This window comes from Rothia sp. CCM 9418 (assembly GCF_048512825.1).
GTDB lineage: Bacteria > Actinomycetota > Actinomycetes > Actinomycetales > Micrococcaceae > Rothia.
On record NZ_JBLXXX010000001.1, the window covers coordinates 150881 to 171340 of the forward strand.

13 protein-coding genes and 4 tRNA genes are annotated in these 20460 nt (G+C 48.5%); 4 read left to right on the top strand and 13 right to left on the bottom strand.

What is annotated here, in order from left to right; translation table 11 throughout:
* Positions 1-103: 103 nt before the first annotated feature.
* From brnQ to ACN083_RS00745, 9 genes are all read right to left on the bottom strand, one after another.
* The gene (brnQ, locus tag ACN083_RS00705; RefSeq protein WP_419100920.1) at positions 104-1450 is read right to left on the bottom strand and encodes a branched-chain amino acid transport system II carrier protein; all 1347 of its coding nucleotides are present in this window, start codon (positions 1448-1450) and stop codon (positions 104-106) included.
* A gap of 135 nt (positions 1451-1585) precedes the next feature.
* Positions 1586-1657, bottom strand: a tRNA-Thr gene (locus ACN083_RS00710).
* A gap of 4 nt (positions 1658-1661) precedes the next feature.
* A tRNA-Met gene (locus ACN083_RS00715) sits at positions 1662-1735 on the bottom strand.
* A 31-nt stretch (positions 1736-1766) separates the two neighbouring features.
* Positions 1767-1838: transfer RNA gene (locus ACN083_RS00720), tRNA-Thr, on the bottom strand.
* Between the two features lie 80 nt (positions 1839-1918).
* On the bottom strand, positions 1919-3850 hold the full coding sequence (locus ACN083_RS00725) for a DEAD/DEAH box helicase (RefSeq protein WP_419101289.1): 1932 nt from the start codon (positions 3848-3850) through the stop codon (positions 1919-1921).
* Positions 3851-4286: 436 nt separating this feature from the next.
* Entirely contained in the window at positions 4287-5924 is a 1638-nt protein-coding gene (locus ACN083_RS00730) for a DUF2079 domain-containing protein (RefSeq protein WP_419100921.1), read from the bottom strand.
* A gap of 221 nt (positions 5925-6145) precedes the next feature.
* The gene (trxA, locus tag ACN083_RS00735; protein WP_419100922.1) at positions 6146-6523 is read right to left on the bottom strand and encodes a thioredoxin; all 378 of its coding nucleotides are present in this window, start codon (positions 6521-6523) and stop codon (positions 6146-6148) included.
* Positions 6524-6701: 178 nt separating this feature from the next.
* Positions 6702-6783, bottom strand: a tRNA-Tyr gene (locus ACN083_RS00740).
* Positions 6784-6906: 123 nt separating this feature from the next.
* Positions 6907-7248: a hypothetical protein gene (locus ACN083_RS00745; RefSeq protein ID WP_419100923.1), complete on the bottom strand. Its 342-nt coding sequence runs from the start codon at positions 7246-7248 to the stop codon at positions 6907-6909.
* Positions 7249-7443: 195 nt separating this feature from the next.
* Between ACN083_RS00745 and ACN083_RS00750 the strand changes: the two genes are divergently transcribed.
* A complete protein-coding gene (locus ACN083_RS00750) occupies positions 7444-7935 on the top strand; it encodes a YajQ family cyclic di-GMP-binding protein (protein WP_419100924.1) in 492 nt (163 codons plus the stop codon).
* 113 nt (positions 7936-8048) lie between these two features.
* Here ACN083_RS00750 and htpX read toward each other — a convergent pair whose 3' ends face one another.
* Positions 8049-8939: a zinc metalloprotease HtpX gene (gene htpX, locus ACN083_RS00755; RefSeq protein WP_419100925.1), complete on the bottom strand. Its 891-nt coding sequence runs from the start codon at positions 8937-8939 to the stop codon at positions 8049-8051.
* A 130-nt stretch (positions 8940-9069) separates the two neighbouring features.
* On the bottom strand, positions 9070-11814 hold the full coding sequence (locus tag ACN083_RS00760; RefSeq protein ID WP_419100926.1) for a sigma-70 family RNA polymerase sigma factor: 2745 nt from the start codon (positions 11812-11814) through the stop codon (positions 9070-9072).
* 822 nt (positions 11815-12636) lie between these two features.
* On the opposite strand from ACN083_RS00760, the gene ACN083_RS00765 reads away from it, so the two are divergent.
* Both ACN083_RS00765 and ACN083_RS00770 read left to right on the top strand, forming a co-directional pair.
* Positions 12637-13146, top strand: a complete 510-nt coding sequence (locus tag ACN083_RS00765) for a Fur family transcriptional regulator (RefSeq protein WP_419100927.1) — start codon at positions 12637-12639, stop codon at positions 13144-13146.
* Positions 13147-13224: 78 nt separating this feature from the next.
* Positions 13225-14688 (top strand): catalase, encoded by a 1464-nt coding sequence (locus ACN083_RS00770; RefSeq protein WP_419100928.1) that lies wholly within the window; start codon positions 13225-13227, stop codon positions 14686-14688.
* A 220-nt stretch (positions 14689-14908) separates the two neighbouring features.
* Here ACN083_RS00770 and ACN083_RS00775 read toward each other — a convergent pair whose 3' ends face one another.
* On the bottom strand, positions 14909-17317 hold the full coding sequence (locus tag ACN083_RS00775; RefSeq protein ID WP_419100929.1) for an MMPL family transporter: 2409 nt from the start codon (positions 17315-17317) through the stop codon (positions 14909-14911).
* Between the two features lie 155 nt (positions 17318-17472).
* Entirely contained in the window at positions 17473-18798 is a 1326-nt protein-coding gene (locus tag ACN083_RS00780) for an SseB family protein (protein WP_419100930.1), read from the bottom strand.
* Positions 18799-19175: 377 nt separating this feature from the next.
* Between ACN083_RS00780 and ACN083_RS00785 the strand changes: the two genes are divergently transcribed.
* Positions 19176-20447: a DUF6882 domain-containing protein gene (locus tag ACN083_RS00785; RefSeq protein WP_419100931.1), complete on the top strand. Its 1272-nt coding sequence runs from the start codon at positions 19176-19178 to the stop codon at positions 20445-20447.
* Positions 20448-20460: the final 13 nt, after the last annotated feature.

Here is a 20460-nt window from a genome sequence, read left to right on the forward strand (position 1 = left end):
CTATCCCATCCCCCATACACGTTAAGAGGTGCTTGTGATACTAGCTGTATCATAAGCACCTCTTAATATTTTACGTAGCTAAAATGGTGAAACCGTTACTGTTTTACGCGCTATATGCCGTAGCTTTCTTCAGCGCACGAGGCGAACGAGCATCAAGAACAAAGCCAATGACTGCGGCAATGAGAGTCGGCACAGCCCAACCTAGCTCTTGAGAGAAACCAGGAGACCAGCTAATGAGCGGCGCAATTATTGCAGAACCCCACCCTAACGTGTTCAACGCCGATAAGCTGGCAAAAGCTACTGCTACGCCCAACGCACCACGGAACGTCCAATAAAGATTCTTACCGGTGAAGGGTTCGATAAGAGTCAAGAAAATCAAAGTGATAGCGGCAGGATACAGAACCCCAATAATCGGAGCAGCAACCATCAGTACTGCGCTCAGTCCCAAGGTTGATAGGGCAAAAGCAATCAGAGAGAAAATTACTAGCCATACACGGTAAGAAATAGCGGGTACTAATTTAGCGAAGAATTCGCTTGTTGCGCCTAAAAGACCAACAGCAGTAGTCAAACATGCCAAAAGGACGATGAGCCCAAATATGCTAGCACCCCAGCTTCCCATGGTCTGCTCTGCAGCATACGAGAGAAGTTGTGCGCCGTCTTCAAAAGAACGCCCTTGAGGAATATGCGCACCAATAATCGCTAGACCAGCATAAACGATTGCGAGAAGAACACCAGCAATGATGCCAGCGATACTCACACCACGGGTGAGCGCTCGCCCTTGAGGGATGCCTTTATGTTGCAAGGAGGATACCACGATAATGCCAAATGCTAAGGCCGCCAGAGAGTCCATGGTGAGATACCCAGAAATAAAGCCAATGCTCAAGGGGTGTTCACCGTATTTTTCGGTAGGAGCTGGTGCGTCGCCACTAAAGGTTGAAATACCTAAGATTACGAGTACAGCAAGCAATAGTAGAAGTAGCGGGGTTAGCACTTTACCAAGAGCATCAACGATAGTTCCAGTGTGTAAGCACAGAGCAAAAGTTATCCCAAAGAAAAGTGCGCTAAAAAGTGCTGCAGCAGGTAAAGAGTCAATACCAAAGATTGGTACGACGGCAGTGGAAAAGCTGACGACTGCAGTACGTGGTAATGCGTAGAATGCACCGATAGAAAGATATACCAGTACGGGGAAAAGAACACCGAAAATTACGCCACCGCGGTTGGCGAGGTCGTGTATATCGCGTCCAGAGATAGCGATAGCGAGGATACCTAGTACGGGTAGAGCGACTCCTGTCAGAAGAAAACCAATGAGTGCGGGAATAAAGTTTTCTCCGGCTTCGGCGCCAAGGGCTGGCGGGAAGATGAGGTTTCCTGCACCGAAGAACATAGAAAAGAGCATCAGTGCAGCGATAAAGATTGTTGATAAGTTTCGTACGGGGTGAGAGGTATGCACGGTTATAACCCATCATAATGAAATGTTGTATGGAACGATAGCAAAGAAAGCTCCTACGGCGAGAGCATTGTGTGCTACACCGTAGGAGCTACTAAAAAAGCTCATCCAGATATTATCTGAATGAGCTTTTTGCTGAGCCCCGACCGGGAATCGATCCCGGGACCTCCATCTTACCAAGATGGCGCTCTACCACTGAGCTATCGGGGCGAAGTAGCGGTGGACGGGCTCGATCCGTCGACCTCACGATTATGAGTCGTGCGCTCTAACCAGCTGAGCTACACCGCCAAGTATGTGCCTCATGTCAAGACTCATACAGAGCCCCGACCGGGAATCGATCCCGGGACCTCCATCTTACCAAGATGGCGCTCTACCACTGAGCTATCGGGGCAACAGGGAATACATTACCGTACTCACCAAGAAAGGCGCAAATATTTTCACACTATATTGAGGTGTTCTGCGCCACTACTCTTAATATTTTTTACCTTGACCACGGTTTTTTCTAAAACCACGGTCATCGCCAAAGCGCTTAGAACCAGAATCACGGTCACGGCGGTTGTATCCGCCACGGTCTGAACGGTTACGGTCACCATAACCGCCGCGGTCGCCACCGCGGTCACGGCGGTTGTATCCGCCACCTTCACGGTTTCCTCCGCCAAAGCGTCCACCGCCACTACGTGGTCCGCGGTCTTTAGAGATATTAACGTATTCACCGTTAATTTGGGTGTCTTTGAGACGGTCGAAGAAATCGCGAGGAAGGTCTTCGGGCAACCCTACAACAGTGAAGTTCTTACGGATGTCGATAGAACCGATCTGTGAGCCTTTGATGCCGCCTTCGTTGGTCAAAGCGCCAACAATCATACCGGGGTTCACACGGTTGTTATGGCCAACCTGAAGCTTATAGTCAACCATTCCAGCTTCTGGCCCGCGGGGTCGACGTTCACGGCGGTCAGAACGCTCAGAACGATCGTCGTCGAAACGGTCACGACGGCGGTTCTTCATCTCTGGGATTTCTTCCACAAAGAAGGGGCGACCTTCTTGCGCAATAACGGCTAAAGCAGCTGCAATTTCTAGAGCGTCAACGTCGTTTTCATTCTCGTATTTCGTGATGATTTCACGGAATAGTGAGAGGTCTTCAGTTTCGATGGTGTCAGTAATTTGTTGAGCGAAACGAGTCTTACGATTCTCGTTCACGTCATCAACTGATGGCATGTGCATCTGCTCAACTTTTTGACGAGTTGCCTTTTCAATCTGACGCAACATGTATTTTTCACGAGGAGTCATGAACAAGATTGCTTCACCGTCACGACCGGCACGGCCAGTACGTCCAATACGGTGTACGTATGATTCAGTATCGTGAGGGATATCGAAGTTGACGACCAAGGAGATACGTTCTACGTCAAGACCACGAGCAGCAACGTCGGTTGCCACAAGAATATCTACACGCCCGTCACGCAAAGAATCAACGGTACGTTCACGGAGTTGTTGAGGGATGTCGCCGTTGATAGCAGCAGCTTGGTATCCGCGAGCCTTAAGTTTTTCGGCGAGTTCTTCGGTCTCTTTTTTGGTACGAACGAACACGATGACGCCGTCATAGTTGCCCACTTCAAGAACTCGGGTCATTGCTTCAAGCTTGTGCGAGTGCATGACCTGAATGAAACGCTGGCGAATGTTAGAAGCGGTAGAAGTTTTAGACTTTACGCGAATTTCGGCAGGATCGTTGAGGTATTGATCAGCAATTTTGCGAATGGTCTTCGGCATGGTTGCAGAAAATAGTGCAACTTGCTTGGAGCTAGGAGTCTGGGCAAGGATTTCTTCGACGTCTTCAGCGAATCCCATGCGGAGCATTTCATCGGCTTCATCCAATACGAGGTATTGAAGATCAGAGAGATCTAGTGAGCCTTTTTTCAAGTGGTCGATAACGCGACCGGGTGTGCCAACAACGACCTGTGCGCCACGGCGTAGACCGTTAAGCTGGGGACCGTAAGGAGAACCGCCGTAGATGGGGAGGACGGTGAAATCGTCCATGTGGGTGGCGTAGGAGGTGAAGGATTCAGCAACCTGTAGGGCGAGTTCACGGGTGGGGGCAAGAACAAGCACCTGGGTTGCTTTAGAAACACCGTTGATGTCAGAAAGTTCTGCAAGGCGGGACAACGCTGGAACAGCGAAAGCCGCAGTTTTACCGGTACCGGTCTGTGCTAGACCAACAACGTCGCGTCCTTCAAGGAGCAAAGGAATGGTTTGTTCTTGGATGGGGGAAGGCTTTTCGTAGCCAACTTTTTCTAGAGCTGCCAAGACACGTGCGTCAAGACCGAGGTCAGTAAATTTGATGCCTTCGTCTTCTGCGGTGTTTTTCTCGGTAGTTTCTTCAACGAGGTTTTCGGTGGTGTGTGTGGGCTCGATGAACTCTAGTTCTGCTTTAACAGCAGAGTTATTTTCTGTCAATTTTTCCTACTTCAAAGTGGGGTCGGTTGCACCCAATTTTTAGGGTGCAGGTAACCGGGACTCCCTGCTCGCGTAGTTGGGTGCGCCATCTACTATTCGGCGCTACCTTATATCCTCCGCGGTGAAAATAATTCCAGCGGAAACGTGAACTCCATGAAAACTCGTAATGAGATAACGGACGGAGTGTTTTAAAAGGTTTGCGCGTATAAAAGCGAGCTGTTTCTCTCAGGCTGACAACATGATAGTTGTTAGCCAGTTTCTGATTAAGCGCCTGTTTTCAGTCGGTCGGCGCGCGCATCTGTGTTTATGGGAAACCGGTAATGTACGTTGTTTACCTTACCGTATAAAACGAAGTTTTAGGGAATCGGGTGACAGAACCGACACTAAAAGCAGTTTATGCCCCGACTCTCTCGAGTACATAAATTGTGCCAAACCGCTGATATTCGCGGTAGTTTCCACCAAAATATTTTCGTGCATAATGTGCAGGATCTTTGGGGGCAGATTTTCCCCATCCTCCCCCAGCACGGTCAATGACAACGTATTGAGGATGGGCGTTATGTGTCTTATCTCCAATCCAGAAAACTTGGTGTTCGGGCACGAGATATGTCAAAAGAGATAAATCAGAAGCTACGGAGCTATGGGCCGGAATAGATTCTAATGCTTGTTGTTTTTCATACTCTTCAACGCTCAACGAAGATGATAGGAAGCCGGTGTGGGTGATTTTCCATAATGGTTGGTAAGGGAAAGAAACAATAACGATAAGAAACGCCAACCATAAAAAGCTTGTACGAGTTAGCTCTTGAGCACGTTGAGTCGATAGAGCAAAAAGGTGTTGAGCTTTAGCGCTGAGATAACGTAACGGTGCAAAACGGTGCATCGACAAAAGTGCGTCCAGCAGGGCCATAAACACAATGGGCATAAGGACCAAAGAATAATGCCAGGTTGGCGCCCAATACGATTCATGCGGTGATAGAAAACGCCAGAGTATTGTCGGTAACGCGATAAGCGCCAAGGGGGAAAGGACCCATAGAAAAACTCCAGAGAAGAGTAACAACACCAGAGTCAGAGTTTTTTGCCAGGGGTAGAACAGCAGTCCGAAAGATTGTAAAGGATCCGAGAGTATTTCAGAGAGGTTGAGTTTATCTGAGTAGTCGAATACTCCTCCACTGTTGTAGGCGGGCAGGATGACGAGGACAGAAAGTAGCGACCACATAATTCCCCAGAACAGTAGCAGTACAGCATGCAACGAACCATCGTGACGATTAATGGTACGTGTTGCATGAAGCATACGTTGTGGTACCGGCGGGGCCGAGGATGCAGAGGGAAATAGTCTTTGGTGGATGGAAGTTATGGTTCCAGCACGAATAGCAATAACGAGGGCAATCGTAGCAACTGTGATACCGAGGTCTTCTTTGACGAAAGCTATCGGCATCGCCCAGTAGCAGGCTCGTTTGAGGTTTTTTACTGGTTCTGAGGTCTTTTGGCTTAGGACGATGTTCCCTAAAGAGGCACAGAGAAAAGGCAGGGCAAAAGCCACTTCGTGGAATTGTACTGATACCGCATTTTGCACGCCGAAGCTTAGCCCGTAGGCGATAGTTAGCGTGATGGCTCCGATAGGAGGAATCACCTGTTGGGCGTAACGGCAGAGGAGATAAGCAGAATACGCTACTAAAGCGTTCTGCACGTAAAGGAGTGTTGCTGGAGATGGAAAGAGCGCGTAGATGGGTCCAAGAATTATCAAGATGGGGTGAAAGTGGTCTCCCCAGAGGTTAAACCCTGATCCTTTGATGTCTACGATAGGTGGAAAATGTAGTTGCGAATATTCTTGCGCTAGTTGAGAGAAGATTCCTAAGTCCCATGAGGGGGTGTGGTAGTGCACATATTGAAAATAGGAGTACAGGCTATAGAACGCGAAAAGGGCGAACGCAAGAGTCCATGCAGTGAGTCGAGACGTAGATATGAATGACAGCAAAGATTGATGAGGCTGTTCTTGAGCAGATTGTGAGTCTGAGGTCTTTGCCGTGGCTGTCATGGGGTGTTGTTCTCTCCAAGGTGTTGCGTGCTCTTATGCGGTAAAGAATCTTGAGCAAACATGTACAGAATGTAGGATAACTTTTTCGCCGAAGTTTTCGTGCGCTTTAGAGGGTAGTAGATATAAAAATTAGGGGTGGGTTAATCCGCTAGAAGAGCAGTGGATTAACTCACCCCTATAGTGTCTTAGGTTAGACACCGAGTATGGTGGTGTACCTCCGTTTAGGAGTTTTCTTCTGCTTCTTGTTGCTGGGCAACTTGTTGGTGAACTTCTTCCATATCTAGTTCGCGTACGGCTTGAATAACTTGTTCAAGTTGTTTTGCGTTAAGTGCGCCGGGCTGAGAGAAGACGAGTACACCTTCACGGAATGCCATGAGTGTGGGGATGGACGAGATACTCGCTGCTGCTGCTAGTTCTTGTTGTTCTTCGGTGTTGATTTTTCCGAAGGTAATATCGGGGTGTTTTTCGGAGGCTTCCTCAAACACGGGAGAAAATTGCTGGCAAGGACCGCACCATTCTGCCCAAAAGTCCAGAAGCATGATGTCGCTTGACTGTACTTTTTCGGTGAGGTTTTCTTGATTTATTTCTATAGTAGCCATAGTTGTCACCCTACCTGCAGATGTTTATCTAGCACAATACGGTTTCACTCTCAAAGAATATCTGAGTGAGCGTAGCGCAGAAAATAGAGGCATAAACAGCTCTTTATTATCTCAAGAGATGAGATATCGGCTTATAGATACAAGAAAACCCACCTCCTAGGAGGTGGGTTTTAGCTTGTGGCAGATGAGGGATTCGAACCCCCGTAGGCAGTGCCAGCTGATTTACAGTCAGCCCCCTTTGGCCGCTCGGGTAATCTGCCAGAATCATTATTTCTAATGACTGGTATTCGCATGAGCGAACGTGACTACACTACCGGATATTTGGTGAAAACAAAAACCGAAACAGCATTTTGTGACAAAAGTTACTACATTCCAGTGTGGGGCTAGACAGTCTGAGCCATCAGCTCTTGTTCTTGCAACAACCTCATCTCAAAGTTTTCTAAATACGCATAGGCTTGTTCCTCAGTACACATTTGCCCCCGAATCTCCCGAATAAGGTTCTGTTTCACACCCTCAAAACGTTCCACAAGATACTCACTTTCGAGAGTTTCTCCTAAGGTCTCAAGAGACTCATAGAAACAAGGTTCTACAGCCGAAAGGCTCTTAACTAATTCATCAGATGATGGGTCGACACCATGGTGCTCTGAGATATCTGAGCTCACGTCCTTGTGAGTATTCAAAACATCACATTGAGCAAGAGTGTCACCACAACGATTTTTTGTCATAGCTCTATCATCGCTGTTTAAGGTGAACACTAGCTGACAGTTAGGTCACATATTCATAACAATTTTTTTGGTATACCACCAGCAGAAACAGAGCAAAACATGTACCGTTATCTATAACAGCCGATGCAATATTTCTCGTTGCTTTTATCTAGAGCAGGAGAATCGCATCTTCATACATCTAAAGGAGTATTTCTTATGGCAAGCGAATCATCGTTTGACGTTGTTTCTAAAGTCGACAAGCAAGAAGTATCTAACGCATTGAATCAAGCTCAAAAAGAAGTCTCACAGCGTTATGATTTCCGAGGAGTAGGAGCCGACATTAACTTCTCTGGAGAAAAAATCCTCATCAAAGCAAACTCCGAAGAACGTGCCCTAGCTGTACTCGACGTTTTCCAGTCAAAACTTGTCAAGCGCGGCATTTCTTTGAAGTCTCTTGACGCCGGTGACCCATACGCTTCTGGCAAAGAGTTCCGTATTGAGTGTTCTATTAAAGAGGGCATTGCCCAAGACCAAGCTAAAAAGATTTCTAAGCTCATTCGCGAAGAAGGCGCTAAGGGAGTTAAGGCAACCATCCAAGGCGATGAACTACGAGTTTCGTCTAAATCACGCGATGATCTTCAAGATGTTATTGCGTTGCTCAAAGGTGCAGATTTGGAGGTTGACCTTCAATTCGTTAACTACCGATAACAGATTAAAGGTTCGAACCATTTAATATGGTTTTGTTTGATACACCAAAATAGTGGTGGCACAGCAATTTTGCTGTGCCACCACTATTTTTATGAGGTTTTATACCAAATATTTTATAGCTGCCCCATACTACGAGCCTGCGCTTCAAGGCGAGCAATACGATCTTTCATCGGAGGATGTGTTGCCATAAGTCGCTGTAAATCAGCTCCTCGGAACGGCTGAGCAATCATCATTGACGCGGTGTTGACCACTTTAGGGTTTTCGGCAGACATAGGGTATCGGCTTACCCCATGTTCTAATTTATGCAAAGCAGAAGCTAACGCAAGAGGGTCTCCAGTAAGTCGAGCGCCGTCTTCGTCGGCATCGTATTCGCGGGTACGGCTAATGGACATCTGAATCACACCAGTAGCGATAGGAGCTAAGAACGATAACAATAATGCGACGAGCATATTTTGCCCGCGACCTTCGCGATCTCCTCCCCCAAACATTCCGGCAAAGCCAAGATATTGAGCAATAGACGTAATAACAGAGGCAATAGCAGCAGCGACAGAGCTTGTCAGAATGTCACGGTTATACACGTGCATTAGCTCGTGTCCGAGGACACCACGCATTTCTCGCTCGTCCAGAAGCTGCAAAATACCTTCAGTGCAGCAAACCGCCGCGTTCTGGGGGTTGCGTCCTGTCGCAAAAGCGTTAGGAGTCATCGTCGGGGCAACGTATAGAGCGGGCATAGGCTGACCTGCTCGTGTAGAGAGCTCTTCAACAATTTTGTAAAGCCCTGGAACTTGTTCACGGGTTACGGGGTAGGCATTCATTGAGCGGATAGCGACAGAGGCAGAGTTCCAATAGGTGTACATCACACTACCGACGCTCATCAGTGCAAATATCCAGATAAACGCACTATTATTCATCATCGATGAGAGAAGATAACCGACAAAGAGTAGGAACCCTACCATTGACCCCATAAGGACAGAGGTTTTGAGTCCATTGTGATGACTATGCATGTTCTTCAATTCCTTGTAGTCTTCTTTTCTTCAAAGAATATATGGAAATCCTGAATATTTTATTGATTTTTCTCAAAAGATGGCGGTGTTCCCTGCAAGCGCAAGAGAACACCGCCATCTGATTAAGACGTTAAATTCTTGAGCCGACGCTCGTTCCGTTATCGATACAAGAGATTGATTCAATCTCACGGACGTTATAGAACGCAGCAAGGACGTAATAGGTGTATTCGGAATTTAGGACGGCAGAAGGCATCCATACGATATCTGTATAAATGTTTTCTTCTGGGTCGCCGAATACTGTGTAGTTTAGAACGCATTGAACGTTTGTTGGAACGTCAGTTCTTCCAAAGTCATCCCACGGAATGCTACGACTCCATTGCCTGTATTCTTCAGTGTTGTACCATCCTGGAACAAAGGTTTCTTCACCTTCATCTTCGCCTATTTCAGGCTGAGGGTTTTCTTCAGGTGTTCCGGTATCTTCACTGATAGGTTCGGGAATAAGACCATAATACGGAGGCGGTACGGTGTCATCTGGTTGTGTCGGGGTGTCATTATCTTCGTTGTCATCCCAGAAACTGTCGCCTGCTTCGGGGCGCCAGTAGCCCTCAGCTTCACCGTCTGTTCCGTTATCACCTTCATCTGGTGTGCCAGGTTCTGTTGGGTCGACTGGTTGTGTTGGGTCGGCCGGTTGTGTTGGGTCGGCCGGTTGTGTTGGGTCGGCCGGTTGTGTTGGGTCGGCCGGTTGTGTCGGGTCGGCCGGTTGTGTCGGGTCGACTGGTTGTGTCGGGTCGGCCGGTTGTGTCGGGTCGACTGGTTGTGTCGGGTCGACTGGTTGTGTCGGGTCGACTGGTTGTGTTGGGTCGACTGGTTGTGTTGGGTCGACTGGTTGTGTCGGGTCGACTGGTTGTGTTGGGTCGACTGGTTGTGTCGGGTCGACTGGTTGTGTCGGGTCGACTGGTTGTGTTGGGTCGGCCGGTTGTGTCGGGTCGACTGGTTGTGTCGGGTCGACTGGTTGTGTTGGGTCGGCCGGTTGTGTTGGGTCGGCCGGTTGTGTTGGGTCGGCCGGTTGTGTTGGGTCGGCCGGTTGTGTTGGGTCGGCCGGTTGTGTCGGGTCGGCCGGCATCATAGGATCTGATACCCCGCCACTTCTAGCAGAGCGAACAGCCCACTCATCATTACCAGCGACAGTACCTGATTCATCAGCATCCTGAGAATCTGCCGGAGTAGGAAGGACTACCTCCTCACTACGGTCTCCTCCAACAGGAGAAGGAACATTATCCTCCAAAGCAGGCTCAACAGAATGCGGTTGAAGAGTACCTGCCATTTCAGTAGCGTCTACAGTTTTAGGCTCCGAAACCGGAGAAGCGGTAGAAACAACCTCCGGTACCTTCTTGACCGGCTCACGAGGAGCTTCTGAAACAGCAGAAGAGCTCCCCCCACTACGAACTGAAATAACAGGAGCTGAATTATCGACAAAAACAGATGGCTCATCGTCTTGTTTCTGCACAGGAGCAGGCGCTTCAATCACAGGGAGTTCAACAACTCGCGGAGTCGGTGGGGTCTGCACAGCTTCCTGAACAGAGGCAGATTTTTGAGGTGTAGATGGTGCCGATACCGGTTGAGATATTGTTGCGGTACTAGCAGGAGCAGCATCAGATGTTTTTTGCTCAGTATTTGGAGACGGCGTTGAACCCCCAGCAGAAGAGGGCGATTCGTCGTTCTTTTCAGCGGAAGATTCGGGGGATGTTATTGGTTCTGCAGGTTTTGCTGGAGGTTCAGAAACATCGGGTATTGGTGTTGGTGCTGGAGCAGACGAAATTCCTTCAGCACTGATAACAGGCTCTTGAGAATCACGAGAAGTTGATTGGCTCGAGACAATAATGCCCCCACTAATCGCAACTGCGGCTACCGTTGCAGCAGCAACACCTGCCACAGCTTGCCCTTTGGTCCCCCACGTTTTAGGAGAGAGAAAGCTAAGAGTTCCAGCGCCGGAGGCTCCACTGCTATTGGCTACCGCAGCGGAGGTTCCCATAAGTCCAGCGCCGGCAGCCGTACCGCCGGCAGCAGCGGTAAAGGTTGGAGCGATAATCGCAAGACCATCGGTTCCCCAGACAGAGAGACCGGCGAGAACAGGGAAGACCCAGCTACGCATGGACTTGCTGACGTCAACAAGTGATAGATATTCACCAGTACAGTGAGAACAACCTTCAAGATGTAGGCGTAGAGCATCACTACGTTTTTGGGTTAATGAGCCGAGAACGTACGGGCTAATATGGCTTGAAAAACGTTTACAGTCTGGTGTTTGAGGAGTGTTTTGATGTGCACGTAGGAAGCCTTCTTTGAGGCTAGTTTTAGCGCGAAGAGATAGAGCAGAGACTGCGTTCGGGGACAGGTTCATCGCAGAAGCAATTTCTTGAGGTTTTTTTGCTTCGATTTCGGTTAACCATAAGACAGTCTGCCAGCGTTCCGGCAAAGAGGTGAAAGCAGAAATCACTTCGTCAGAATCATGGAGTTTAACGACGGTTTCGTCGAGGGTTCCCATAGCTTCAAGGTGTTCTTCTTCGCTAGGAATCTCACGTTGAGAGAGCAACCCGAATTCGCCAGCTAGGTGGGCGATAGTTGTGGCAAGGTAGCCTCCCATATAGGAGTGAGGTCCTTTTCCGCTCTCGAGTGCATGCAAGATCCGGGTAAAACTCTCAGAGACGATATCATCTACGCGGTGGGCATCTGAAGTATGTTTAAAAGCAATAGCTCTCGCCATGGGGTGATAACGATTATAGAGCTTGCTATAAGCTTCAACGTCTCCATCGCGAACGAGCGATAGAAGAAACTCGTCGGTTTCTTCTGGGTTGCTAAAAGTATGTTGCTTTTGCATGTTCAGTTTCCTGCATTTCAGTGCAGCGCAGACACGCCAAGTCTTGTTGCGCTGAGAACGATGGTTCTTTTCCACCACTTCTTTGAGGTATCTATTGGGGAAATAAACCGTATGTGAAGTTTCCACTTTAGATAAAGTATCTAGATTATACCTAAATATTACGGCAAATACAGCGTAAGTAACACAACCACCGGCAAGCGCATCACTCCCTAATGTGATGCTTAAGCTTGCCGGTGGCGTTTTACAGTGTTGATGAAGGAACTTTTCATAGTTCTCTCACCATATGAGTAGGTATTCCCTAAACTACATGCCCTACCATGCAGATACCTACTATTTGTTATGTGATAGACAATCTCGGTTCCCTAAAGATATTCCGACATTGCAGCCCTTTTCTTTTGCAAAGACTCTAGCTTGCGTGCAGCGTCTTTACTGTTTTCAGCAAAGTTTTAGCAAGTGGCTTCCCTAAGTTATTCCACTCTGAATCGATTCGTAACCGCCGGTGCTTACAGGCTCTGTGCCTGCTGCGATCCGAACATCGTTCTTTGCTGATTCAACGGTTTTTACGCCGTCACTTATTAAGAGCGGAAGAACGGCAAATCGTGACGCGAAAAAATAAAAAACTTTCCAAAAAAATTCTGCCCCACTAAAATAGTGCTTTTGGCTAGGCGTAATAGAGAAAAAAGTTTTTTGGATTTTCTTGTTTTCGGCGGAAAACTTCGCGCTGGAAAACTTTTTTCTCATTCTGCTATTATGAGTAAGTCATATCTGCTATTATGAAATAGTCAGAATAAAACACTCAGGTGGACCATGAAAGGTGACCTTATGCATCACACCATGCAGACCCTCGACAGAGAGTCACTCACACAAGCATGGACAGCAACGCTACGCACCAAAGGCCGTCGCGTCACAAAGCAACGCCTAGCGGTACTCGTAGCAGCACATAAGCACCCGCATGCTACCGCAGAAGATATTGTTGCAGCCGTCCGAGAAGAGCTACCAACTATCACTGTCCAGTCTGTATACGTCATCCTTGCAGACCTCGTCAGTATCAATATGCTCCGCAAATTCGAACCGCCTGGAACACCTGCACTCTACGAAACACGTACTGCAGACAATCACCACCACGCCTTCTGCATCCGATGCGGAAAAGTTCAAGATGTTGATTGCGCAATAGGTGCTTCCCCGTGCCTCACGCCCAGTGACCACCACGGGATGGCGTTAATCTCAGCAGACGTCCTCTACCAAGGAATCTGCCAAGACTGCCAAACAGAGCAAGAACGCTCCGTGGCACAAGAACAACAACGCCAAGCAGCAGAACTTCACACACACTAATCACACAACAGGAACAGAGAGGGCCTTCCCCACATATGGCCCTCTCAACACCTCACAAAAAATAAAGGAAGAAAAGTCATGACCGAAACCATCGGAACTTTTACCACCACAACCACAGGCACACCCGTCGCCTCCGACAACAACTCCCTCACCGTAGGCAACAACGGCCCTATCGTTCTTCACGATGCATACACCGTAGAAAAGCTCGCACAATTCAACCGCGAGCGCGTACCCGAACGTGTTGTCCACGCTAAAGGAACCGGCGCATACGGTGTTTTCAAAACAACTGAAGACGTCTCCGCATACACCCGTGCAGCACTCTTCCAGCCCGGCGTAGAAACCGAAACTCTCGTACGTTTCTCCACGGTTGCAGGAGAGCAAGGCTCACCTGATACCTGGCGTGACCCTCGCGGTTTTGCCGTTAAGTTCTACACCACTGAGGGTAACTACGACATCGTCGGCAACAACACCCCCATCTTCTTCATCCGTGACGCTATCAAGTTCCCAGACTTCATTCACTCTCAGAAGCGTCTACCCCAAACCGGTCTACGCGATAACGATATGCAGTGGGATTTCTGGTCACTTCGCACCGAATCAGCACACCAAGTCACATGGTTGATGGGCGACCGCGGTATCCCCAAGACCCTACGCCACATGGACGGGTTCGGCTCCCACACCTTCCAGTGGATTAACGCTGAAGGTGAACGCTTCTGGGTGAAGTACCACTTCAAGACCAACCAAGGCAACGACTTCCTCACTGCTCAAGAAGCAGAAGAACTCGCAGGTAAAGACGCTGACTACCACCGTCGTGACCTCTTCGAGTCTATTGACCGCGGCGAATTCCCTTCATGGACTTTGCATGTTCAGATCATGCCTTATGAAGATGCTAAGAACTACCGTTTCAACCCCTTCGACTTGACTAAGGTATGGCCACACTCTGACTACCCGCTGATTAAGGTTGGTACTCTTACTCTCAACCGCAACCCACAGAATTTCTTCGCTGAAATTGAGCAGGCTGCATTCTCCCCCTCAAACTTCGTTCCCGGTATCGCAGCATCTCCCGACAAGATGTTGCTCGGACGTATCTTCTCTTACCCAGATGCGCACCGTTACCGTGTTGGCACCAACTTTGCTCAGCTACCTGTTAACTCTGCAAAGGCGGCACCCGTCAATAACTATTCTCAAGATGGAACCATGCGTTACAGCTTCAACGATCCATCAGTACCTTCTTACGCGCCAAACAGCCTAGGTGGTCCTCACGCTGATGCTGAGCGTGCAGGCGAAGGTTCTTGGGAAGCAGATGGTGAGCTTGTTCGTGCGGCAGCATCCTTGCACGCAGAAGACGATGATTTCGGTCAGGCACGCTCTTTGTACGCTGTAACCATGAACGATGAGGAACGTGCACGTCTCGTTTCTAACATCGCTGGACACGTTGGCGCAGTTCGCAATGACGATATCCGCGAACGTGCGTTGAAGTACTGGGATTCTGTTCATGAGGAACTTGGAGCACGTGTTCGTGAAGCGATTGCTCAGATGAGCTAAGCTCGTGTACTCACCCTAACTGTTTAGGGTAAAAGGAGTGGCTGTCACAAGATGATTCCTTGTGACAGCCACTCCTTAGTTTAACTTGTAGTTTTGGTAGTTCTTGTTGACGCTAGATAGCTGTTTTTGTTTTCGCAGCCAAGACGTTTGAGCATGCGCTAAGAGCCAAGGGCCTTGTCGTTGGCACAATCTATCGGCAGGCTAAACTTCTTCCGGTAATCTAGCCCTTGAGATGTCGAGGTTTATTTTCTCGTACGTATTCGTCGAGATTCTCAAAGCTCTGTGACGTAACTTCTGCCGTTCCCAGAACCTTCTTGAGAGATGCTGGTAGCCACCATGCTTTTTCACCCAGCAGATGCATTGTTGCGGGGATGAAGGTTGTGCGTACCAAGAATGCGTCCATTGCCACGCCAATAGCTAGAGCAAAACCGATAGGACGAACAACCGTCAGGTGAGAGAAGACGAAACCTGCGAATACAGAAATCATAATAATTCCGCAAGCCGTAACAACTTTGCCGCCTTGAGTGTAACCAACTTTGACAGCTTCACGAGCGGTGAAGCCCTCACGATAAGCGTCTCTCATTCCTGAAACAATAAAAATTTGGTAGTCCACAGAGAGCCCAAAAAGTACGCCCACCAGAAGAATCGGTAAAAAGGCAAGAATTGGCCCAGGATGTGTAACACCGAAAAGCATTCCAAGCCAGCCCCATTGGTAGACCAACACGACTGCCCCAAAAGCAGCCAAGGTAGACATTAAAAATCCGACGGTTGCCATTAGCGGTATGAGTAAGGATTTGAACACTACCGTCATGATGATCAGACACAATAACAAGACAACCGTCAGGTATAGGGGTACTGCCTGAGAAATACGATCAGATATTTCGATGTTGGCAACGGTCTGCCCGCTTAAACCGATTTGTGTTCGAGTCAGGTTCTCTACCTGTGGTAAATCCTTATGTAGCTGATGAACTGTTGAGACTGTTTGTTCATCGGCAGGGCCAGTTTCAGGAGTCAATGCCACTACGACAACTGAAGAGTCTTTGCTAATGGCTGATACTGCTGCGGAGCGAATACCAGATATTTTGAGGTGTTCGGCAACGTCAACGCCAATAGCATGAGCACCAGCCGCATCTGTGCCTACAGGCGTTGTTGCCACAGCATAGATTCTTCCATTTGCGCCAGGGCCAAAAGTGTCAGCAATTTTTTCGTAGCTTCGGTATGCGGTGCTATCTTGACTCTGATATGAGCCGTCCGGCAGCCCAAGGCGCAACGTCCCCATGGGAATAATAGCTAGAGCAAGCAGAGTCAATGATAAGACGGTCATCATAACAGGGTGTCGAGTCACGAATGCGCCCCATCCGCGCTCAGCTTTCACGAGTTTTTCTTCTTTATTATCGTGAGGCTGGCCCTGCCCTAAGGTCTTTTGTTGTTGTGCAGAGAGAATACGCACACCAACAAGAGCTAACAGTGCGGGGGTAAGAGTAATTGCTACCAGTACGATAACGCCTACGGTAAAAGCACCAGCTAGCCCCATAATGCTCAAGAAAGGGATACCTGTCAGGCTCAACGCAGATAGAGCAACGATATTCGTTGCACCAGCAAATACGACGGAATGCCCAGCGGTCATATTAGCTTTAACAGCTGAAATGATGAGTGTGTTTCCTTCAGTGAGGAATTCTCGATGTCGATGAATGATCAACAATGCGTAGTCGATACCAACACCTAGCCCGAGCATTAACGCGAGAACGGGGTCTGTTGAGGTCATGGGGATGATGAGTGTGCTGGCAAAGACTAGTAGCACTCCAACACCACAACCTACTAGCGCAATGAGAACAGGAAGACCAGCAGCAATAACAGACGCTAAGGTGGCGAGTAGGACAATAGCAGCAACAACTAAGCCAATAGTTTCTGAGGCGCCAAAGACCCCAGAGACGTCTTGTGCTAGTTCGTTGCTGTAGTCGACATCAATTCCATAGTTTTCTAGGGTGTTGAAGATGTCGAAGATTTTTTGACGTTGTTCGCTAGAGAGCGCTTGGACGTCTTCGGTAAAGGTGAGGGTGATAAGTGCAATATTGCCTTCTTTGGAGAGAACTCGTTCGCCGTTGGCAAGGTTGAGTTCTCGTTGAGCTTCAGCAAGTTTTTGTTCTTCTGTTTTGATACGGTCACGGCTTTGTTCTAGCTGTTGCTGCTGTTGAGCAAGCTCAGGGGCATTTTGTGTCACCCATTCGGGTGATGAGTCAGGAAGCTGTGAGAGCGCTCCGGCAAGGGCTTGTTGTCCTTGTGCTAGTTCTTCTTTAGCGTGTGTGAGCTGTTGTGTGCCTTGGGCTAGTAGTTCAGCGCCATCGTCTAAACTTTCTTGCTGTTCGAAGGGGTTTGAGGCTGAAGCGACTTCAGGGAGGTCTGTTACTTCAAGAGAGAGTTGGCGAATCTTCCGACGTTCTTGGTAATCAATGGGTTTGCCGTCGCGTCGAGAGAGCACGATAGAAGCAGAGCTGATGCCAGCTTCTGGTATTGCATGGTGAAGTTTTTCGTTAACTTTTTCGAATGTGGCACCGGGGATAGCGTAGTTACTTTGAGCGCCTTGAGAGAAAGTCGCCGCAAAAATACCGGCCACACCTAAGATGAGCACCCAAACAATGATAACTAGTTTTGAGTGGCGAAAACATGTTATGCCTAGCCACCTTAGTATACTTTCCACAAACCGCCCCTAATAGTTTTTAACTGCCATTTTTTGGCCTAGCATGATGGTATATGTTTTTGTCCCCAAAAGAGCGGTATCACGCGCTAATTACTGATATGTTGAGCCGAACGTACAATCTCGAGCAACTCTTGAATCTGAGACATCGGCAACGTAGCTGACGGACTCAACGCGTTAATACGAACACCATCAGCACCCAGAGATTGAGCAAATTCCAAAACCTCCATCGCAGGAGCAGAACGCACCTGTAATTGAGGGTCGACTGAAGCCACCTCCGCAGCCGAGGTAAATACCAACATTGTCTGAGGTTCTTGCCCTTCAGGAACAGGAACGAAGAGAGGGGCTTCTTCTCCGGCTCTTACCCCCATCAAAAGGACAGAGCTGGGTGCGGTGAGCGCCGCCAATAGACGTTGCATATCACCATCTAACAGAGCACTTTTGACGTGAATGTTGTGAGGAGTACTCAGTACCCACGCAACCTGTGGTTTCTCAATAAATGTCTCGTGTTCAGTGCCCGGATCAATCACAACCACATCACAGGTTTTATCAGCTAAAAAGTCAAGATATACCTTGAAAGCGTGTTCTCGAAGAATCTCGGGTTCAGAAGAGGATTCAGTGAAGCGAGTATGGAATTCCTTAACGTATTTAGAGCTGGAATAAAGGCATAAAGCACGCATATCGTTTGCAAGGCGTAGCACACGATAACGGATTGTAGAACGTGGCCCTATTTTCTGTGACCCAGCAGGAACAAAAGTTGAGTCACTAATATCTAGCAGGAAGTCCCCGCCTAAAGATGCGCGGAGGACGTTGACCACAATAGCGTCGCTACGTTCTTTGCCTCGAGCTTGAGACAGAGCTTCGCTCAGGTAAGGGTTAGGAACCTCACAAGAGTCCGTGTTGGGTTCGTGGTCTCTTTTAAGTCGTCCTGATAAGCGCAATTGTGCCCATTGTGGAATCTGGCTTGCGTGCCGAGGGAAGTGTTCGAGGTGATATCGCACGTCTTGGCGAGACATGCGCCCCTCCCCCTCCCAGTCTTGAGGCTCATCTTGACGATTATAGGCCGCCCCTATCTGATAGTCAGGTTCGGGCCAGTTCTCTGCAGTCACAATAACGGTGGCAGTAAACCATGTACCTTCGTGTTCATCGTAGGCAGCGTGTTGCAGGTTCTCAATTTCAGGGATAACGATGGAGCTTTCTTTAATGGGCCCAACACTGCCGACGTAATCTTGTTCGTCACGAGTTTCTGTAATACGAGCAAAGATGGTTCCGCTCAAGGGTTTGAGTTCAAAGACAAGTTCATTCCACCCTGGCTCAGTTTTAACCGTGTTCAGAAGCCAGCTACCAATACGGGTGAGAGCTTCTTGAACTTTCGCAGGGCGTTCTTCTCTGCGAAAACGAGGTGTGTTCGTCATAGGTGGTCTTTCTTGCTCAGTGCGCAGGTGATACCGATAGGGGAAGTTCGTATTCCTTGCCTTTAAAGTTTCTCTATCTCATTTATTAAAGCAATGTTTTGAGTAGTTTTTCTCTTTTTGACGGAATCTACTCATTGTTGAGTCTTCATAAGATTTTTAAAATGGGGACAATTCCCCTCATAATGGAGTGTTCTTGCGTACTCTTTCAGCATGGGGCGGTGGTGGTGGTGATACCCCGTAGGTGTTTATCCATATATGTCAGATATTCTTCATAATTGTGTTTCTCTTTCTAAAAAATGATGAAAACACTGGTTCTTGCAGAGATAAATACCAAAAATAGGGGCTCAGTAGACACAATTTTTGCTAGCCTTAAGCACATGACTAAAACACTGCAGGATTTGATTGACGAATCAATCTTTATTTCCACCGAATACCAGGCACGCCTAGCCGAGCTCAGTGGCGGATCTGAGTGGTCTGTGGACTTTTCAGCTCCGTCTTTCACCCTCCAGTCTGATAGCTCGGTCAAACTCACACCATATCTTTTAGGAACTGAATCAGAAAACCGCGGTTCTTGGATTTGGTCATGGCAAGAACTGGGACATTTCCCCGATTCTGTAGTTTCGGCAGCTATTCAGGCACGAGAGTCGGGAGCGCAGCACTCTATAGGTGAGCTGACCACAGATGAACTTCCACTTACTGACGGCATTGCACGCCAAGTAACTCTTGCTGCCAAGGCCCTCACAGGTATCTACGCACACTACCCCATCACTGCTGGTGCAGGTGTTAAGGCGTGGATTCTTCTCGATGGTGATGCTTTAGAGCTCGAAGCGCCAACGATTAACCGTATGGGACGAGTCATGGCTCAAGCTCTCCAAACAAATACCGCTGTTAACCATCAGCGTGCCGTAGACTCCTATGCTCGTCTACGCGGTGCTCATATCGCGTGGGATACTGAGGCTACCGCCGTTATCACCACCACCGATGGGGCACTCCGCCTCTGGTTTGACGGCCAAAAAATCTCAGGTATTGAAGCAGCTGAGCCAGTTGTCGATTCTGCAGAGCTTAACCGTTGCGCAGCTCAAGCAATTGCATTGCGTGAACAGGCTGCAGCAGAACGCCAAGAAGTTGAGCGTATTGCCGCTTCTGAAGCAGCTGCTCAAATTGCCGCTCGTGAAGCAGAACAGCAACAAGCGGTTCAAGAACAAGCAGAACGCGAGGCTCAAGAACAGCTGGCACAGTCCACTCAGACACAAGAAGTTCCTCAAAACCTTGAAGAATCTTCTGAGCAGGTTGTTGAAGAAACTCTCGAAGAGGTGGAAGGCGTTGTCACTACTGACCGCGTTTACCCTCATACCGAGAAGCCTTACGACCAAGATCCGAAAGAGGACGCTCAGCCTGGTCGCGTTACAACTTCTGCAATTGCAGAAGAAGAAATTATCAGCGACGTAGAAGAAGAACGTCCTGTGGCAGCAGAACCTATCGACGATAACGATGCTGACACCGCAGAGCATGAAGAACGTCCAAGTGCATTCCGTGTTGCAGGTTCTGCTCCAGACCTTGAAGAAGAACAACACGAAGAAGCACGTCGTCCACGACGTAAAGAACAGCAGGAGAAAAAAGGTTTCTTCTCTCGTTTCTTCGGGCTCTAGTCTTTTTCTTCTT